General features: G+C 47.8%; 17 protein-coding genes. 10 read left to right on the top strand and 7 right to left on the bottom strand.

Annotation, left to right across the window (positions count from 1 at the left end; genetic code table 11):
* The first annotated feature begins 61 nt into the window (after nt 1–61).
* The 5 genes from C7R93_RS09105 to C7R93_RS09085 are packed head-to-tail and all read left to right on the top strand — an operon-like array spanning nt 62 to nt 5,502.
* On the top strand, nt 62–1,360 hold the full coding sequence (locus C7R93_RS09105) for an ABC transporter substrate-binding protein (protein ID WP_106838530.1): 1,299 nt from the start codon (nt 62–64) through the stop codon (nt 1,358–1,360).
* Nucleotides 1,361–1,417: 57 nt separating this feature from the next.
* Nucleotides 1,418–2,338: a carbohydrate ABC transporter permease gene (locus tag C7R93_RS09100; protein WP_208637808.1), complete on the top strand. Its 921-nt coding sequence runs from the start codon at nt 1,418–1,420 to the stop codon at nt 2,336–2,338.
* Nucleotides 2,335–3,147: a carbohydrate ABC transporter permease gene (locus C7R93_RS09095; RefSeq protein WP_106838528.1), complete on the top strand. Its 813-nt coding sequence runs from the start codon at nt 2,335–2,337 to the stop codon at nt 3,145–3,147. The genes C7R93_RS09100 and C7R93_RS09095 overlap by 4 nt, the downstream gene beginning before the upstream one ends.
* 17 nt (nt 3,148–3,164) lie before the next feature.
* A complete protein-coding gene (locus C7R93_RS09090) occupies nt 3,165–3,821 on the top strand; it encodes a YesL family protein (protein ID WP_106838527.1) in 657 nt (218 codons plus the stop codon).
* A complete protein-coding gene (locus C7R93_RS09085; protein WP_106838526.1) occupies nt 3,811–5,502 on the top strand; it encodes an amylo-alpha-1,6-glucosidase in 1,692 nt (563 codons plus the stop codon). The genes C7R93_RS09090 and C7R93_RS09085 overlap by 11 nt, the downstream gene beginning before the upstream one ends.
* A gap of 271 nt (nt 5,503–5,773) precedes the next feature.
* Here the strand turns inward: C7R93_RS09085 and C7R93_RS09080 are convergent, their stop codons facing one another.
* The 5 genes from C7R93_RS09080 to C7R93_RS09060 all read right to left on the bottom strand — a co-directional run bounded on the left by C7R93_RS09080 (nt 5,774) and on the right by C7R93_RS09060 (nt 8,642).
* Entirely contained in the window at nt 5,774–6,004 is a 231-nt protein-coding gene (locus tag C7R93_RS09080) for a hypothetical protein (protein WP_106838525.1), read from the bottom strand.
* Nucleotides 6,005–6,064: 60 nt separating this feature from the next.
* Entirely contained in the window at nt 6,065–6,289 is a 225-nt protein-coding gene (locus C7R93_RS09075; protein ID WP_244191485.1) for a hypothetical protein, read from the bottom strand.
* A gap of 146 nt (nt 6,290–6,435) precedes the next feature.
* Complete coding sequence (locus C7R93_RS09070) at nt 6,436–7,158, bottom strand: amino acid ABC transporter ATP-binding protein (protein ID WP_106838524.1); 723 nt, start codon at nt 7,156–7,158, stop codon at nt 6,436–6,438.
* Nucleotides 7,155–7,808, bottom strand: coding sequence for an amino acid ABC transporter permease (locus tag C7R93_RS09065; protein WP_106838523.1), 654 nt, complete (start codon nt 7,806–7,808; stop codon nt 7,155–7,157). The genes C7R93_RS09070 and C7R93_RS09065 overlap by 4 nt, the downstream gene beginning before the upstream one ends.
* Before the next feature lie 51 nt (nt 7,809–7,859).
* Nucleotides 7,860–8,642 (bottom strand): transporter substrate-binding domain-containing protein, encoded by a 783-nt coding sequence (locus tag C7R93_RS09060; RefSeq protein ID WP_106838522.1) that lies wholly within the window; start codon nt 8,640–8,642, stop codon nt 7,860–7,862.
* Between the two features lie 196 nt (nt 8,643–8,838).
* On the opposite strand from C7R93_RS09060, the gene C7R93_RS09055 reads away from it, so the two are divergent.
* From C7R93_RS09055 to C7R93_RS09035, 5 genes are all read left to right on the top strand, one after another.
* Nucleotides 8,839–9,540 (top strand): response regulator transcription factor, encoded by a 702-nt coding sequence (locus C7R93_RS09055; protein ID WP_106838521.1) that lies wholly within the window; start codon nt 8,839–8,841, stop codon nt 9,538–9,540.
* Nucleotides 9,533–10,624 (top strand): sensor histidine kinase, encoded by a 1,092-nt coding sequence (locus C7R93_RS09050; RefSeq protein ID WP_106838520.1) that lies wholly within the window; start codon nt 9,533–9,535, stop codon nt 10,622–10,624. The genes C7R93_RS09055 and C7R93_RS09050 overlap by 8 nt, the downstream gene beginning before the upstream one ends.
* Nucleotides 10,625–10,790: 166 nt before the next feature.
* Entirely contained in the window at nt 10,791–12,053 is a 1,263-nt protein-coding gene (locus C7R93_RS09045; RefSeq protein WP_106838519.1) for an efflux RND transporter periplasmic adaptor subunit, read from the top strand.
* Nucleotides 12,054–12,069: 16 nt separating this feature from the next.
* Nucleotides 12,070–12,789, top strand: coding sequence for an ABC transporter ATP-binding protein (locus tag C7R93_RS09040; protein WP_106838518.1), 720 nt, complete (start codon nt 12,070–12,072; stop codon nt 12,787–12,789).
* Nucleotides 12,786–13,973, top strand: coding sequence for an ABC transporter permease (locus C7R93_RS09035; RefSeq protein WP_106838517.1), 1,188 nt, complete (start codon nt 12,786–12,788; stop codon nt 13,971–13,973). Before C7R93_RS09040 ends, C7R93_RS09035 begins: the two co-directional genes overlap by 4 nt.
* 148 nt (nt 13,974–14,121) lie before the next feature.
* Here the strand turns inward: C7R93_RS09035 and C7R93_RS09030 are convergent, their stop codons facing one another.
* A complete protein-coding gene (locus C7R93_RS09030; protein WP_106838516.1) occupies nt 14,122–14,670 on the bottom strand; it encodes an NADPH-dependent FMN reductase in 549 nt (182 codons plus the stop codon).
* A gap of 86 nt (nt 14,671–14,756) precedes the next feature.
* Complete coding sequence (locus C7R93_RS09025) at nt 14,757–16,649, bottom strand: serine hydrolase domain-containing protein (RefSeq protein WP_106838515.1); 1,893 nt, start codon at nt 16,647–16,649, stop codon at nt 14,757–14,759.
* Nucleotides 16,650–16,772 lie beyond the last annotated feature (123 nt).

The raw sequence follows: 16,772 nt of genomic DNA, 5'->3' as shown, positions 1-16,772 counted from the left end.
CCGTTTTTTTTCCTTCATTAAAATAAAGGGAAATGAGGGGTAAAACTAGGGGGGATCACAGATGAAAAAGGTTGCGTCAAAATGGATGGCAGCGGGCATGGCACTTCTTTTGGCCGTCGCAGCTGGTTGTTCACAAGCCCAGCCCACAGGAACAGACGGTACGTCTAGTAACACAGGTACGACAACGCCAACATCGTCTGATAAAAAGGAAACGGTTACATTGCGTTTCGCGACATGGGACACGGACCAAATGCTGAAGATCCAACAAGATATCGCGAAACAATTCGAACAGAAAAATCCGGGTGTGAAGGTACAAGTCGAGGCATATGCAGATGGTTTTGATCAGAAGCTGGTAGCGGCATTCGGAGCGAAAAACCCGCCGGATGTCATGTACATGTGGGATTTCCCCACGTACAACGCTTCGCTCGAGCCACTGGATGAGTATGTAAAGAAGGACCCATCCGTGGCAATCGACGACTTTTACCAAGGCCTCTTAAACTATAATCGATTCGATGGAAAATTGTTTGGTCTCCCAGCGGGCTTCTCGACGCGGGTCGTATTCTACAACAAAAAGCTGTTTAACGAAGCAAATGTACCGCTTCCGACAGACGACTGGACATGGGATGATTTCAAATCGGCTGCCAAACAGCTGACCGTTCGTGACAAGAAGCAGTACGGATTCGCTGTTCGTTCTGAGCCAGATACGTATGATTTGCAGCAGTTCGTGTGGAGCAATGGCAGCAGCTTCATAAGCCCTGACGGAAAAACAATCGAAGGCTACATGAACAGCAAGGAAACGGCAGAAGCCCTGCAAATTTTCAGTGATTTGACGAAAGACAAGAGCGCTTTGCTCGTCGGTGGCAAAAACCAGCAGAGCGGGAACGACTTGTTCAAAGCAGGAAAGCTCGCGATGTATGACAACGGCGTATGGTCGCTTGAGTCGTACAAGAAGGCGAATGTCGATTTTGGTACAGTCGTGATGCCGCAATTCCCTGGCAAGCCTGGTAAGGGTGTCATTGCAACCTCCTCAGTATCAATCGCCAAGGATTCCAAAAACAAAGAACTGGCTTGGGAGTTTTTGAAGTTCTTCGTTTCCAGTGATGCGATCAAGATGCGTACCTCTGACTTGCCTGTGCGTATCAGTGTCGTACAAGAGAAGAAGCTTGATCAGGACGCGCTTTACGCTCCGTTCTATAAGACATTGGAGCAATCAACTGACACGCCAGCATTCCTGTTGAATCCGCACTGGAACGAAATCAACCGGAACCTTTCCGCAGCAGTCAATGCAATCATGATGGGACAAAATGCCGAGGAATTACTGAACAAGGCAGTAAAAGACTCCCAGAAATTCTTGAAATAACGGGAAGGGGTCAGGGACTTGAATATAGAGAGTGTTGTGACACATAAACAGCCTGCCATGACCGTTCAACCGAAAAAACTCAAGGGAAGGGCGTTTCTTACGCCCTATCTTTTTATCTTGCCTTGGATTCTCGGCTTCCTCGCCTTTACGCTGGGACCGATGATATTTTCGCTAGTCATGAGCTTTTTTGATTGGCCTGTCGTTGGTGAGGTTACGTTCGTCGGTCTGGACAACTACGTCAATATGTTTACGGATGATCCTTTGTTTTGGCAATCGCTCTGGGTCACGATTAAATTCGCGTTGCTGTTCGTACCGTTGAATTTGTTCATCGCGTTGTTTCTAGCCATGATGCTGAATCAGAAGGTAAAAGGCAGTGGCTTTTTCCGTACAGTGTTTTACTTGCCGAGTGTGATTTCCGGTGTGGCGCTGGCAATGATTTGGGCGTGGGTATATGACGGGGAATACGGTATTTTCAACTATTTGCTCAGTCTGGTTGGGATTACAGGTCCTGACTGGCTGAACGATACGTCGTGGGCGCTCGTGGCTATGGTCATTGCAAGTTTGTGGGGCCAAGGCTCTATGGTATTGATTTTCCTGGCTGGGCTCAAAAGCATCCCAGAGAGTTTGTATGAAGCGGCTTCGATTGACGGAGCAGGGGCGGTACAGAAGTTTTTCCGCATTACCCTGCCGATGGTGAGTCCAACGATTTTGTTTAACCTAATTATGACGATCATCAGTGCGTTCCAGCAGTTGAGTCTAGCACTCCTGCTCACTGGTGGCGGACCGTTGCAGTCTACGTATTTCTATGCCATGTACGCGTACGACAACGCCTTCAAATACTTCAAGATGGGGTATGCTTCGGCGAACTCCTGGTTTATGTTTGTAATCATTTTGGTATTGACCTTCCTCGTATTTAAAACGTCCGGCAAATGGGTGTACTACGAGGGCGACAACCGCAGGGGAGGGGAAGAGGCTTGATACGCAAAACAATCGCTTATGCGAGCTTGATCCTTTTTTCTTTCCTGTTTCTCGCACCGTTTTACTGGATGATCTCCACTGCACTCAAGTCAGACGATGAGATTTTGCAGTATCCACCAAAATGGATTCCAGATGTGCTCCATTGGGAGAACTTCGGGAATGCGTGGATGTCGCAGCCATTTAATTTGTACTTGGAAAACTCGCTGACGGTGACGATCCTGACGACGATTGGTCAGTTGATTTCGTCTTCGTTGGTCGCGTACGGATTTGCACGGTTCACATTTAAAGGGAGAGACTTTCTGTTCATGGTCGTACTCGCTACGATGATGATCCCGTGGGAAGTGACGATGATTCCGCTGTACATGGAGTTCAACTACCTTGGCTGGATCAACACGCTCAAGCCGTTGATTGTTCCTTCGTTTTTCGGCTCAGCGTTTTATATTTTCCTCATGCGACAGTTTATTTTGACCATTCCGCGTGAGCTGGATGAAGCAGCGCGTATCGATGGTGCTGGCTCGTTTCAGATTTACGCTCGGATTATTATGCCGTTGATGATGCCTGCTCTGATTTTGGTGAGTGTATTTAATATCTTGGGCACATGGAATGACTATCTGGGTCCACTCATTTTCTTGAATGACCAAAGCCAGTACACGTTGACGCTGGGCTTGGCGCAATTCAAAGGGATGTATGAAGTAGAGGCAACCGGACTGATGGCGGTAACGTTCCTGATCTCGATTCCGCCGTTACTCCTCTTCTTCCTAGCACAACGATATATCGTAGATAATTCAGCCGGAGTTGCAATCAAATAAGTGAGGAGGGAGCCACAGTGGGAAATCGGGCGAAGTGGGAAGGCTGGGCATGGTCATTTCATCAATTTGGGGAGCGACTGCTGCGGATGGCGGCAGCGCATCTCATGTGGGTTGTGTGCACGCTGGTGGGAGGGATCATCTTTGGAATCTTCCCAGCAACAGCGGCTTTGCACGACGTACTTAGCGGCAAGTGGAATGACCGTGGGCTTCCGTCCGCTTTCTGGCATGCTTTTCGCCACTACTTCTGGAGGAGCCAATGGCTTGGCGCAGGGATGGTGCTAACGGGGGCAATCCTGTGGGTCGATGTGGTGTTTTTCCTGCGTATGGGCACGCTGTGGGGGCTTTCGATCGCGGCTGTTTTTGCGGGGATCGGATTCTTGCATGCGGCTACCTCTTGTCACGCTTTTTCCGTGCTTGTGAGGGAGGGTGCAGACGTGAAGCGGACGCTCAAGCAATCGTTTTGGCTGGTTGCGGCCTTTCCGTTGCATTCGCTCGTAACGATGGGAGGCTTGCTCCTTCACTTGATTCTCTTGCTGGCGATTCCTGTTTTGCCGATCTTGTTGGGAGCGAGCCTGCCTGTCTGGTGGATGAACGCCCGAATGAGTCGTCTTTTGGAAAAGCGCGATCGTAAAATATCGACCAAGCAACCTCGAGGTGAGACATATGCAGTTTGATCTAGGAATGGTTCCTTTTAGCCGATACGGTTCGTACCTCGTACTCTCGCGACTGGGTAACGCCAAGCGCGCAGAAGGACTTTATTTGCGCAATATTCGTGGAGGAGACAACCACGATGGTGCGATTTTTCGAATAGAAATGGTAGCCGATGGTGTGGCGATTCCATTTGAGACGGAGGCTACGTCAACCTTGCTGCGTCTTTACGGGGATAAAGGCGAAGTGAAGCTGTGCATGAGCGAGCCGCAGCTGGTGCAGGTGCGTGGTCAAGGCGTTGGTTTGCGCCTGGTGCTGGAATCGTCGGCAGCAGATTATGCGATTCAAGCAGGAGCTGGATGCTGGGAAATCAATCACTTTTCCACGGAAATTCGCTTGCGAGTGACTCCGCTTGCTGGAACGCTCGCGGTAAACCCTACGAAGGCATCGCGTGAAGAGCAAGTGGGCGTAACCTTTCTTCCCGACGAGGGAACCGGTGTCCTGGAAGGCGTATTGGAGGAGTTCCACACGGTCTGGAAGGAACGCAGCTACCCTGCCTTTGCCGATGGATGGGCACAGGTAAGAAATGAGTACGACGAGTGGCTGGAACGGACACTTTCTGTATCTGAGGAGCATCGCGAAGGCTTGAGTGAAGCGCGAGAACTCGCGGCGTACATCACCTGGTCTTGTGTGGTGAGACCAGAAGGCTATCTGCCGAGGTCCGCGATGTACATGTCGAAAAACTGGATGACGAATATCTGGAGCTGGGATCATTGCTTCAATGCGATGGCACTGACGCGCGGAAATTTGCCGCTGGCGTGGGATCAGCTCATGATCTTTATCGACAGGCAAGATGAAAGTGGTGTCTTCCCTGATTTTATTAATAATCGGTATGCGCTGTGGAATTGCTGCAAGCCTCCGATTCACGGTTGGACGCTGCGCTGGATGCTGGATCGGAACAACGCGATTACAAACAAGATGCTGGAAGAGGTGTACGAGCCGCTTTGTCGCTGGACCGATTGGTGGTTCCGTTACCGCGATGATGATCAGGACGGGATTCCGCAGTACAATCACGGCTATGACTGCGGCTGGGACAACAGCACGATTTTCCTTGATGGAGCGCCGATTGAAAGCCCGGACCTGCCCGCGTATTTGATTTTGCAAATGGATGTGTTGGCGGGTTTGGCCAACAGGCTAGGCCGTCCCGCAGAAGCAGCTATTTGGCAGGAAAAGGCGGAACTGACACTGCAACGACTGCTTGCGAAGCACTGGAACGGCGAGAATTTCTACGCGACCCACTCTGGTAGCGATCAGCCTACCCAAGGAGACAGCTTGATCCGCTATATGCCTCTGGTGCTTGGTGAAAAGCTGCCAAAAGACATCCGGGCCAAGCTGATTGCTGACTTACAGGAGCGGTTTTTGACAGAGAATGGACTGGCTACAGAGAGTCCAACCAGCTCGTTTTACCGCGCTGATGGCTACTGGTTAGGCCCGATCTGGGCACCAGTGACGATGCTCGTAGTTGATGGATTACGGCGAGCTGGCGAAGTCGCGTTCTCTCAGGAGATTGCCAGACGTTTTTGCCGAATGGCAGCCCGCAGTGGAATGGCGGAAAATTTCGATGCGCTGACAGGGGATGGACTGAGAGACCGGGCATTTACTTGGACGTCCAGTGTGTTTTTGATGCTGGCTAATGAATATGTATAGGAGAAGTTCATAGAGGGGTACCGCCAGCAAAACGCAGATTTACAACGTTAAGGGATTCATAAAGCAAAAACATGTTGATTTTATCGAATTCTCCTGCCATGTCACAAACTGCATTCGAAAAATGACAATTGCTGTAAGCTTGTGACCCAAAATTACTCGTATCTCGGCTGTACCCCTAGATGTGCTACGGCTTTCCTTTGATGGAAAAGAAACAGCAACCATTCATAAATCCGGTTACTGTTGTATCTCTCATTTTGGTTACTCAACATAACTATGTACAACATTGTGCTACTTTCAATTCATCACTTCTTCTTATCCATAAAGATCCGTCTTCTTTGATCATATAATCAATTTTATAACTCTTTAAAGCTTCTATCTGTTCTGAAGATGGTCCATCAGAAAGTCTATAGTAATCGTTTCCAGTCCCTGCATATAAAAATCCAAATACTAGCATCACAACTATTGCTGTTGCAGCCAAAGACACGATTAATTTATTCTTCATAAATATCACCTTCTTTCAAAAAGGAGAATCAGGAATAATCATTCCTGACTCTCTTTTTTCTTACGTAATAGGGGGAAGATCTTGATCTACATAATCCTCTTCTTTACCTGTAAACTTTTCTAGTGTCCAGGTACTCTCTTTTTTGTTTGGTTTATTTATTTTTTTAAGCTTTCCGCTTTTGTATAACTCATCAATCGCAATTTTAACGTCTGAACGACTGCTATCGCTGTCTATCCCCTCTTGTGCTGCTTTGTATCGTCCTTCTGCATTATTGTGCATATCCATTTTATATGTTAAAGATTTTTTGTTTTGATAGGAAGCACCATCTTCCCTTAACGTTGTAAATTCGCGTTCTGCTGGCGGTACCCCATAGAGAAAAACAAACGGGCATGATGGATGACGAATCGATCATGCCCGTTGCTTGTTTTGTTTTACAACACTTTGCTGAGAAACGCCTTGGTTCTCTCTTGCTGAGGATTGTCAAAAATCTCGGCAGGCTTGCCTTCCTCTACGATATATCCGCCATCCATGAAAATCACGCGATCGGCTACTTCACGAGCAAATCCCATCTCATGCGTGACCACGACCATCGTCATTCCTTCTTTGGCCAAATCTTTCATCACCTGAAGAACTTCCCCTACCATTTCCGGGTCGAGTGCAGAGGTAGGCTCGTCGAAGAGCATGATGTGAGGGTCCATGGCGAGTGCACGGGTGATTGCAACGCGTTGCTGTTGACCACCTGACAGCCGATCTGGATACACGTCTCGCTTGTCTGCCAAATCTACTTTTTTCAGCAATTGCATAGCCTTCTGCTCATTTTGCTGACGCTCTGAACTTTTGACGTGCTTGGGTGCGAGCATAATGTTTTCTAAAACAGTGAGATGCGGGAATAGATTGAACCGCTGAAAGACCATGCCGACACGCTCGCGCAGCTTGTTAATGTCCACCTTGGGTGAGGTAACCTCCATGCCCTCAATGGTGATCTTGCCAGATGTCACCTCTTCTAACTGGTTCAGGCAACGCAGAAACGTACTTTTGCCTGAACCGGAGGGACCGATGACACAGACGACTTCGCGCTCTTCAATGGTAGTCGAGATGTCTTTGAGTACTTCCAACGAACCAAAGCTCTTTTTTAAATTCTCCACATGAATCATTTCGCGAACCTCCTCTCAAGGGAACGAGATAGCAGACTGAGGATGTAAATCATGAGGAAATAGAAGACCGCTACTACTGCCCAAATTTCAAACGAGCGGAAGTTCCCTGAGATGATAATCTCACCACTGTTCATCAGTTCACGGATACCAATGACCGTTAAGAGAGAGGTGTCTTTTAACGTCACGATGAATTGGTTGACGAAAGCAGGAATCATGCGGCGAACAGCCTGGGGCAAGATAACCAGGCGCATAGCTTTTCCGTGCGTGAGTCCTAGGGAACGGGCTGCTTCCATCTGTCCTTTATCGATCGAGAGTATTCCACCACGGAAAATTTCCGCCAAGTAGGCTCCGGCATTGAGGCTGAGTGCAAGGATACCTGCGGTCGTTTCCGGAATTTTGATATCAAGAACAGGCGGCAATCCAAAATAAATAAAGAAGATTTGAACCAACAGCGGTGTACCGCGGAGAACGTCAACGTAAGCGGTTGCAATGCCGCGAAGCACTTTGGACCGGCTTGTGCTCATCAAGCCAAAAAGTAATCCGATTAAGAGAGCAAAAAACAGGGAAATGACCGTTATTTTTAGCGTGACCACAGAGCCTTGGGCCAAGACAGGAAGCGCATCGACAATGACATCCCAACTACTGCTCATTTGGACAACTCCATTCTTTCTAAGGTGAAAAAAAGGCGCGTCTTGCGCCTTTTATTTTTTCGTGCTCAAGTATGTGTTGATGATTTCATCGTATTTCCCGTTCTCTTTCAGCTTCTTCAGACCGGAGTTGAGTTTGTCTTGCAGCTCTTTGTTGCCTTTTAAAACCGCGATGCCGTAGTGGTCACCATTGAGACGTTCGCCTACAATTTTTAGCTTGGAAGCAGGGTCTACTGCAATTTTATAAGAGATAACCGGATAGTCTTCGATGGTTACATCAGCATTGCCGTTTTGAACCTCTTGGAACATGGAAGGGCTATCGTCGAAGTATTTGACAGTCGCTCCGTACTTTTTCCCGAGCTCATCAGCAAAGGTCGCACCAGTCGTGCCTTTTTTGATGGCGATCGTTTTGCCAGCCAAATCTGCCTCTCCATTGATCGTTGTGTTGTCCTCACGTACGACCAAGGAAAGACCTGCTTGATAGTAAGGTTCAGAGAAATCTAAAATTTCCTTGCGATTATCCGTGATGCTGATCCCTGCAATGGCACCGTCTAATTGCTTCGCTTGAACGGCCGGAATGATTCCTTTGAAGTCCATCGGCTTAATTTCTACCTCAAAGCCTTCTTCTTTGGCGATGGCATTGATCAGGTCGATGTCAATTCCCACGTATTTTCCGTCTTTTTCAAACTCAAAGGGTGGGTATGTTGCATCTGTACCAATAACGTACTTCTTGGCACCCGACTGCCCAGATGAGGAAGCTTGATCCGTGCCACTGCCACATGCACTTACCGTGAGTGCCAACAAACTAGAAACAACAGCAAACATTAGTTTTTTCATAAATTACCCCCAAGTATATTTATGATAGATATGATATGGACATGAATATATTAATATAGAAAAGTCCGTAAAGTCAAAACAAACTGAAAGTAATTATTATCCATAATTGTATGAACGATATCATGGTGAGATCACAGAAAAGTCTTTTCATACCTGCTATAATGGTAGCAAATGTATACAAGGGATGGGAAAAACGATGAAGCAGGTCACCATATTGATCGCCGACGATGAAGCGGAGATTGCTGAGCTCGTTGCTTTGCATGTGAAAAAAGAAGGTTACCACACAATCATCGCAGCGGATGGAAAGGCAGCACTCCAAGCTGTGCAGACGCATTCGATTGATTTGGCGATCCTCGATATCATGATGCCTGGGTTGGATGGCTATGAGGTCACCCGGATCATTCGTGAACAGCACAATATGCCGATTATCTTTTTGAGTGCCAAGACGTCCGATCTGGATAAAATCTCGGGATTGGTGATGGGCGCAGATGATTATATGACCAAGCCATTCAATCCAATGGAATTGGTCGCCCGTGTGAATGCCCAGCTGCGACGTTTTAAGCAGCTGAATCAACCAGCAGTAGCAGTAGCGAGTAACAAGGTCTTAGAGGTAGGTGGACTCGTCATTTATCCAGAGCAGCGAACCGTGAGCCTGTACGGAGAAACGATTGAGTTAACGCCGAAAGAGTTTGATATTCTCTACCTGCTTGCCAGCTATCCGAAGAAGGTGTTTAGTGCGGACAATATTTTTCAGCAGGTGTGGGGCGAAGCGTACTATGAGGGCTGCAATACAGTCATGGTGCACATCCGAACCTTGCGAAAGAAGCTAGGCGAAGAAAAAACCAAAAATAAGTGGATTAAAACGGTCTGGGGCGTGGGGTATTCCTTTAATGGTTAAAATGATACGAAGCTTTCGATTCCAAATGGTCAAGCTTCTGGGCTTAAGTCTGCTTCTATCCGGTGCGGTTACCTATGTGATCTTTAAAGTGCTACAGCTTTACTATCGAACACAGGTAAGGTTTGAAAGCTTGTTAACACCGATTCGCTATTTTATGCGAGAAATAGGGGACATTTACTTCTTTCTGATTATTTTTGTTCCACTAGCCATACTGTTTTTCTTTTTGTTAACCAAACGGTATGCCAACTATTTTCAGGAGATTTCCAGAGGGATTCATCATCTTGCGAATGGCGACTTTACCCATCATGTCCACATACCGTCGAACGATGAGTTCGGGGATATTGCCAAGGATATCAATCTGGCGGGTGAAAAATTGCAGGAGGCTGTACAAAGAGGAGATTTTGCCGAAAGCAGCAAGGATCAGTTGGTCTTGAACCTGGCACATGACCTGCGGACGCCGCTGACTTCTGTATTGGGTTATTTGGATATCATTTTGCGGGACGAGCAGTTGACGGTACAACAAGCCAGACATTACACGACTATTGCTTTTACCAAGTCGCAGCGATTGGAAAAGCTGATCGATGAGCTCTTCGAAATTACGAGAATGAACTACGGCATGCTCACCATCCAACAGAATTTGATTGACCTGAGTGAATTACTCATGCAATTAAACGAGGAGCTATATCCTTCCTTGGAGAAAAATCAGTTGGAAACCAGAATGAATGTGGCCTCACGTTTGACGATTCTCGGAGATGGCGAGCTCCTGGCACGCGTTTTCGAGAATATCATGACCAATGCCATCCGGTATGGACAAGATGGCCAGTTTGTTGATATCAACGGTTTTTTGGATCGCGAAGAGGTCGTTGTGCAGGTGATTAATTATGGCAACGAGATTCCCCCGGAAGATCTGCCGCATCTTTTCGAGATGTTTTATACGGGAGACAAGGCACGCACTCATCAAAACGGCGGCACAGGTCTTGGGTTATTTATCGCCAAAAATATTGTCGAGGGCCATGAAGGGACGATTTCTGCTCAGAGCAATTTGATCCGCACCGTTTTTGAAATACGTTTGCCTTACGAATAGACTACCTCGCTTTATAAAAATTTAAGTTTTACCCCACTTTTTCTTTTAACAGTTTTCCTTATCCTGATCGGGTGACGAGCCAGGGTGGAACCTGCAAAGGGAAAAGTGGGTTTTTTTTATTGGCCAAGGGTTATCGGAGCGTAAAAGTTTTGTGGGAGGTAAGGGAATGAAAAAGCGATTGTGGATCTGGCTGAGTGTGGGCGTGCTTGTGGCTGGGTTTGGCGGCTATGCGGCTTCTTCGGGCGAAAAGAAGAATGGTGTTCCTGTGATGTTATCAACGGTGGTAACGGCCGATTTGCAAAGCACCATTTTGACGTCGGGCATTGTGAAAGTTCGAAATGAACATACCTTGTTCGCTAACTATGCAGGCGATCTGCGGAATTTCTCCATCAAGGAGGGAGACAAAGTGACCAAAGGGCAGGTGATCGGCAATATCGACATGTCTGATGTCAGCAATGAAATCATAGATATCGAGGCGCAAATCGCCATTCAGGAAGCGAATATCGCAAGGCTCTCCAAAGGTGTGGAGCCCGAGGAAGTCACGAAAATGCAGGAGCAGCTTGCCCAGAATGAACGCGAGTATCAAACGGCATTAAAAGATTATCAGCGAACGCAATCGCTGTTTACCGCAGGCGTGTCTACCCAACAGGCTGTAGAGGAGGCGAAGCAAAAGCTACAGACCGCGGAATCAAGAGTAAGGGTCGCGAAGCAAGATTTACTTTTGAAGCAAAAAGGGCCAGACAAGGCAGAGATTCGCTCCTACGAGGCGCAGATTCAAAAGCTGAATTTGGAAAAAGCGAAATATGAAAAGCAACGTGTGCAAAGCAGCATTGTGTCTCCGATTGACGGGACGGTGCTCTCGATGAAGGTGAAAGAAGGGAAGTACCTGAGTAAAGGCGAGGAAATTCTCACGGTTGGAGATACCAATGATGTTATGGTCGAAGCAGGAGTCGGAGAATCTGATTTGCGTAAAATCAAAAGCGGACAGGATGCGGTGGTCTCAGGCATTTCCTTAGGCGGAGAACAGTTGCAAGGCAAGGTGTCGCGCATATCTCCTATAGCTGTAACCAGCAAAGAGCGGGATGGAGAGAATACGAGAGTGCCGGTCGCTGTCGATCTGAATGAGACGAGGGAGTATTTGAAGCCAGGTTTTCACGTTGAGGTGGACATTGTCCTGCAAAAAGCAGCAAACGCCATGCAAGTCCCCATTGAGGCAGTCATGACGGATCAAGATGGATCTTCCTTTGTCTGGGTAGCGGAAAATGGAAAAGCAAGGAAGAAAAAAGTGACGACTGGAATTGAAAGTGAATTGTTTATCCAAATTGAAAGTGGATTGGATGGCAGTGAAGAGCTGGTAGTGAATCCGCCGGAAACTTTGCAAGAAAATGAAGCGGTCTTCCAAGCATCTCCCGAAGAGGTTTCGGAGTAAAGGAGGGAGGATACATATGCTGCATATTGAGGAGTTAACCAAACAGTACAAGACGGATGAGCTGGAGTTGTTCGCTTTGCAAAATGTCAATATCCACGTAGCTCAAGGTGAATTCGTGGCGATCGTGGGACCTTCTGGTTCTGGAAAATCGACGTTTATGAACATGCTGGGTTGTCTGGATCGGCCAACCTCCGGATCGTATGTCTTGGATGGAATTGATGTTACGCAGTTGAAGGATAGTGGGCTGGCGCAGGTACGCAATCAAAAAATCGGCTTTGTCTTTCAATCGTTTCATTTGTTGCCACGTGCCACTTCGCTGCGTAATGTAGAGCTGCCGATGATGTATGCGGGCGTCGGCATGACAGAACGCAAAAAAAGAGCGAAAGCGGCGTTGCAGCGTGTCGGACTCGGTCAGCGGATGGATCATAAACCGACGCAGTTGTCCGGCGGTCAAAGACAGCGGGTAGCCATTGCCAGAGCGCTAGTCAACCAGCCAGCAATTTTACTTGCTGACGAGCCGACGGGGAATCTGGACAGTCGTTCCAGCATCGAGATCATGGCGATTTTTCAGGAGCTACATGCGCAAGGGGTAACGATTCTGCTCGTCACGCACGAGGCTGATATCGCCCAGCATGCCGAACGGGTCATTACGTTTCGAGATGGTCATATCATCCGAGATGAACGAGTGGAAAAGCGCTTGTTTGCTACTGCGTCCGAGGAGGTGATCCTCACGTGAATTTACTCGAAAGCTTTCGTACGGCTCTGGAAGGGATTGGGACAAATAAGCTCCGAGCTACCTTGACGATGTCTGGGATCATCATCGGAATCATGTCTGTCATTGCCGTGATTACACTAGGGAACGGCAGTCAACAGTCCTATACCGATCAGTTGGAGAAGCTGGGTGCTACGAATTTCAGCGTTTATTTTGGCTGGGACCCTGAGCAAGGAAGTAAACTTACTGATTTGACAGTGGAGGATGCTTATGCACTTCCCCAACAATCGCCCAACATTGAAGAGGCCGTGCCGTTCGCCTCTTATTTTGGAACGATTCGTGGCCCGAAAAAGGGGAAGGACGCCAGTATACAAGGAACAAATGAGGATTTGTTAAAGGTTCAGCCCAACTTGAAAATAGTTGCAGGCAGATATTTTACTGCGAAGGAAGTAAGAGAGGGGAGGCCCGTAATCGTTCTAACTGAAAAGTTAGCGGCTGGGCTTTTCGGAGGTGAAGACCCGCTTGGCAAGCGTTTGACTTATGATACAGCATCGGCCGTCGTCATTGGCGTGGTAAGGGAAGACAAGCTGATGTTTGACAATGGTCGATCTGAGGGTGCCTATATGCCGATTACCTATCTGCAAAATGTGACCGGGTTGAAGATAGTTCATACGATTACTGTAAAAGCCAAGTCGAAGGAAACGATGGAGGCAGCCAAGAAGCAGACAGAGAAGTATTTAAACCGCAGACACGATCGCGAAAACTACTACCAAATCGATAGTATCGAGAATGCACTGGGGGAGATGGATTCCTTTTCCGGCACGCTCACCACGATCTTTAGTGTCGCAGCCGGGATTGCGTTATTTGTCGGTGGGATTGGCGTCATGAACATCATGCTCGTATCTGTCACGGAGCGGACGCGGGAAATCGGCATTCGCAAAGCGTTAGGGGCGCGTTACGGAGATATTATGCTGCAGTTTTTGATCGAATCGATGATCGTCTGCCTGATTGGTGGAACGATTGGGATTCTGCTCGGCATCGGGACAGCCATGTTTGCCTCGCAATATGTCGATGTGCCGCCGCTATTATCGTGGGAAAGTATCGTAATCGCCTTCGGGTTTTCCAGTGCCATCGGTATTTTCTTTGGGCTCTACCCGGCTCACAAGGCTGCGAGGCTCAATCCGATTGATGCGTTGCGATATGAGTGAGGAATGAAAAAGAAATGACTAGCAGAGGTCGCTGCTAGTCATTTTTCTGTCGTATAGGAATTTATAAAATAAATTCCGGAGCGCATGGAAACTTTCCGCTAAAACGCGGTCGCTCCTCCTTGAAAAGGCCTCGATAGAGGTTTTCTTATTAGTCTCGAACCGATTGTAGTGCCGTTGACCAACTAATCACTTGATTTAACATGTCGTTTATATGTGGGATGTGCAATTCGGATGGTTTAAAGACCGTGTAATTTTCAAAATCAGTAAATAGATTGAATGCAGGTTGTATACGAACGTCGGCAACCTGCAATTCCCCCAGGATTCCACGCAAGTGCTCTGCTGCACGAGTTCCGCCTGATGAACCATAGCTGACGATACCAGCCGCTTTGTTGTACCATTCCTTGCGGGCGAGGTCGAGTGCGTTTTTTAATACCCCTGTGATGCTGTGGTTGTATTCGGCGGTAACGAAAACGAATCCATCTAGGCTGGATAGCTTTGCCGCCCATGCGGCTACTTGTTGCTCACCATTCGGATCGCCAAAGAACGGTAAGTGAAAGTCCGCAATATCAACGATTTCATAAGCTGCGTCTCCTCGTTGATCGGCAACTCCTTTGAGCCACGCACCTACTTGGGGACTGACTCGGCCTGGGCGAGAGCTGCCCAGAATAATCCCGATTGTTAAGCTTGAAGTACTCATGGTTCGTTCCTCCTTATGCGGCTTAGTTTAATGGTAGTTCCTTGGGTCAAACATTATGCTGAAAAAAATGGCGCAACTGTAAAGCGTTATGTGAAATGAATCGAAAGAAAGTTCCAGTAAAATAAATAGCCAGTATACAGGATGGAGAGTACCGCTGCTGTGCCATTCGCTACCTTCCAGCGATCGCGCTCCTTGGCTGTTCCGATTCGCAGTAGCAAATAAGCGGAGACGGCCAACGAAAAAATCGGAAGGGATGCGACAACCACTTGGTAGAAGGCCGGGTAGCCGTATACCAGTGATTCGTTCGCATAGGTGAATTGGATGATAAAAAATAAGCTATGAAGCAGAGCTATAATCGGAACGATCTTCGAAATGACGTACGATTGTTTACGCCATTTGCGTAGTCCGAAACGAGCGATCCAGACGAGCGAAAGAAGGGTGAACACGATTCCAGGAATCACATACAGAGCCATGAGAACAGACGGACTTTCGATGAAGGAGATGCGAGGAAGCGAAAAGTTCATCGGTCCTGTCATATAAAATTTCCCTTGTTCCTCGTGAAAATATAGCTGTTCCTCACCGCCGATCTCTTGAAAGAAATGATCGTCTACTTGCACAAACTTTTTCTCGAGGGATTGCTGTCCTTCATTCTGGAACAAACCAGTCACGGATATCGTCTGCGCGTCCAATGCCTGCACTGTGTAGGTGTAACTGCTGAGCAGCCGAAGCCCTTTGCCCCAGCCATTCTCGGGCGTCAAGGTAAGCAGATATTGACCTTCCACTTTTTTTAATTCGTCTATGGTTCCATCAACAGGAGTTAGGGGCTTGCGGACTTGCTCTGTCAGTAGCTTATCGGCAAACGCGTTCACGACCTTCCCGTGCAGCTTCAAGCCTGCATGCGTGGCGTTCACAGTCAGAAAGATGCCAATTGATTCTGAGGGAATCAGCACCATTTTCGAGATAAAGCCATCAATCCCACCGTTTGCCCATAGGGTAGGAATGCCGCTTTTCGTCTCTCCTTTAAAAAAGCCGTAGCCGATGCCGTGCATGCGTTTATGGGCCGCGAATTGCTGGGCATGCATAAGCTCTACAGTTTCTGGCTTGAGCAGAGCTGTGCCGTTATAGCTGCCGCCTGAAAGATGGGCGATCATATAGGGAGCGAAGTCGACCGGTGCCATATTAGCCGCGCCACTTCCTGGGAAAATAATTCCCGAATAAGGAATCGTTTGATAGCTGTTTCCGTCGTAATAATAGCTTTTGGCCAGATTGCTCCTGTCCTGTGGGAGATACAATTCGGCGGAATCCATACCTAGCGGGCGGAAGATATTCTCCCGCATATAGTCATGCAAAGATTGACCGGAAGCTTGCTCGACTACACTTCCTAACAATCCGGTGCCGGCATTACTGTATTGAAATTTGCTGCCTGGCGTGAAAATCGTCTCCTGCGACTGAAGCGTTTCATTTACCGTCTCGGTCGAAAATTCCGGTATCACAGTCTGGCGGTTGTCTCTTTTATAAATCTTTTCATCTAAGCCGGCCGTATGTGTGAGTAGGTGGTGGAGTGTGATCGGGCCGTAACGATTATTGGAAATTTTGTAGTCTTTTATTACGGTATTCAAATCTTCGTGTAAGGAAAGTTTGCCTTTTTCCACTAGCTGCATCGCTGCAGTAGCTGTAAGCGACTTGGTCACAGAACCGATTCGAAACACCGTACGCTCAGGATCAACGGGGATTTGCTGTTCGATGTCGGCAAAACCATAGCCTTTTCTAAAAATGATGCGATCTCCCTGTGTAATGACAATGGCTGCACCCGGGATATGCAAGTTGTTCATTTCACTTTTCATGAGGGGATCAACTACTTGTTCGATGGAAGGAGCAGTAAGCGGCGAGCGAGCATTGACCACAGATAGGGGCTGTATCAGCATGAGGCAGGATACGAGAAGAACGGCAAACCATTTTCGTAGAGCAAATAATGTCATGTTCATCACCTTTCGCGATTATCGTCAGTCAGTTGTTGTAAGCCAGCGATAGGGATGAGTATAGGTCGATGAGTATCACGGAGAGAAGTAACAGAATGTCATTGTTTATCGTGATAGTAGATG

Origin of the sequence: Brevibacillus fortis, from assembly GCF_003013395.1 — a bacterium.
Lineage (GTDB): Bacteria > Bacillota > Bacilli > Brevibacillales > Brevibacillaceae > Brevibacillus > Brevibacillus fortis.
This window is presented reverse-complemented; position numbering and strand designations above follow the sequence as displayed.

Bases quoted from the DNA above. Each gene is read 5' to 3' on its own strand.
- C7R93_RS09065 (WP_106838523.1), bottom strand. From the start codon at position 7,808: ATGAGCAGTAGTTGGGATGTCATTGTCGATGCGCTTCCTGTCTTGGCC.
- C7R93_RS09040 (WP_106838518.1), top strand. From the start codon at position 12,070: ATGCTGCATATTGAGGAGTTAACCAAACAGTACAAGACGGATGAGCTG.
- C7R93_RS09085 (WP_106838526.1), top strand. From the start codon at position 3,811: ATGCAGTTTGATCTAGGAATGGTTCCTTTTAGCCGATACGGTTCGTAC.
- C7R93_RS09025 (WP_106838515.1), bottom strand. From the start codon at position 16,649: ATGACATTATTTGCTCTACGAAAATGGTTTGCCGTTCTTCTCGTATCC.
- C7R93_RS09055 (WP_106838521.1), top strand. From the start codon at position 8,839: ATGAAGCAGGTCACCATATTGATCGCCGACGATGAAGCGGAGATTGCT.
- C7R93_RS09030 (WP_106838516.1), bottom strand. From the start codon at position 14,670: ATGAGTACTTCAAGCTTAACAATCGGGATTATTCTGGGCAGCTCTCGC.
- C7R93_RS09075 (WP_244191485.1), bottom strand. From the start codon at position 6,289: ATGGATATGCACAATAATGCAGAAGGACGATACAAAGCAGCACAAGAG.
- C7R93_RS09060 (WP_106838522.1), bottom strand. From the start codon at position 8,642: ATGAAAAAACTAATGTTTGCTGTTGTTTCTAGTTTGTTGGCACTCACG.
- C7R93_RS09080 (WP_106838525.1), bottom strand. From the start codon at position 6,004: ATGAAGAATAAATTAATCGTGTCTTTGGCTGCAACAGCAATAGTTGTG.
- C7R93_RS09070 (WP_106838524.1), bottom strand. From the start codon at position 7,158: ATGATTCATGTGGAGAATTTAAAAAAGAGCTTTGGTTCGTTGGAAGTA.
- C7R93_RS09100 (WP_208637808.1), top strand. From the start codon at position 1,418: ATGACCGTTCAACCGAAAAAACTCAAGGGAAGGGCGTTTCTTACGCCC.
- C7R93_RS09105 (WP_106838530.1), top strand. From the start codon at position 62: ATGAAAAAGGTTGCGTCAAAATGGATGGCAGCGGGCATGGCACTTCTT.
- C7R93_RS09045 (WP_106838519.1), top strand. From the start codon at position 10,791: ATGAAAAAGCGATTGTGGATCTGGCTGAGTGTGGGCGTGCTTGTGGCT.
- C7R93_RS09050 (WP_106838520.1), top strand. From the start codon at position 9,533: ATGGTTAAAATGATACGAAGCTTTCGATTCCAAATGGTCAAGCTTCTG.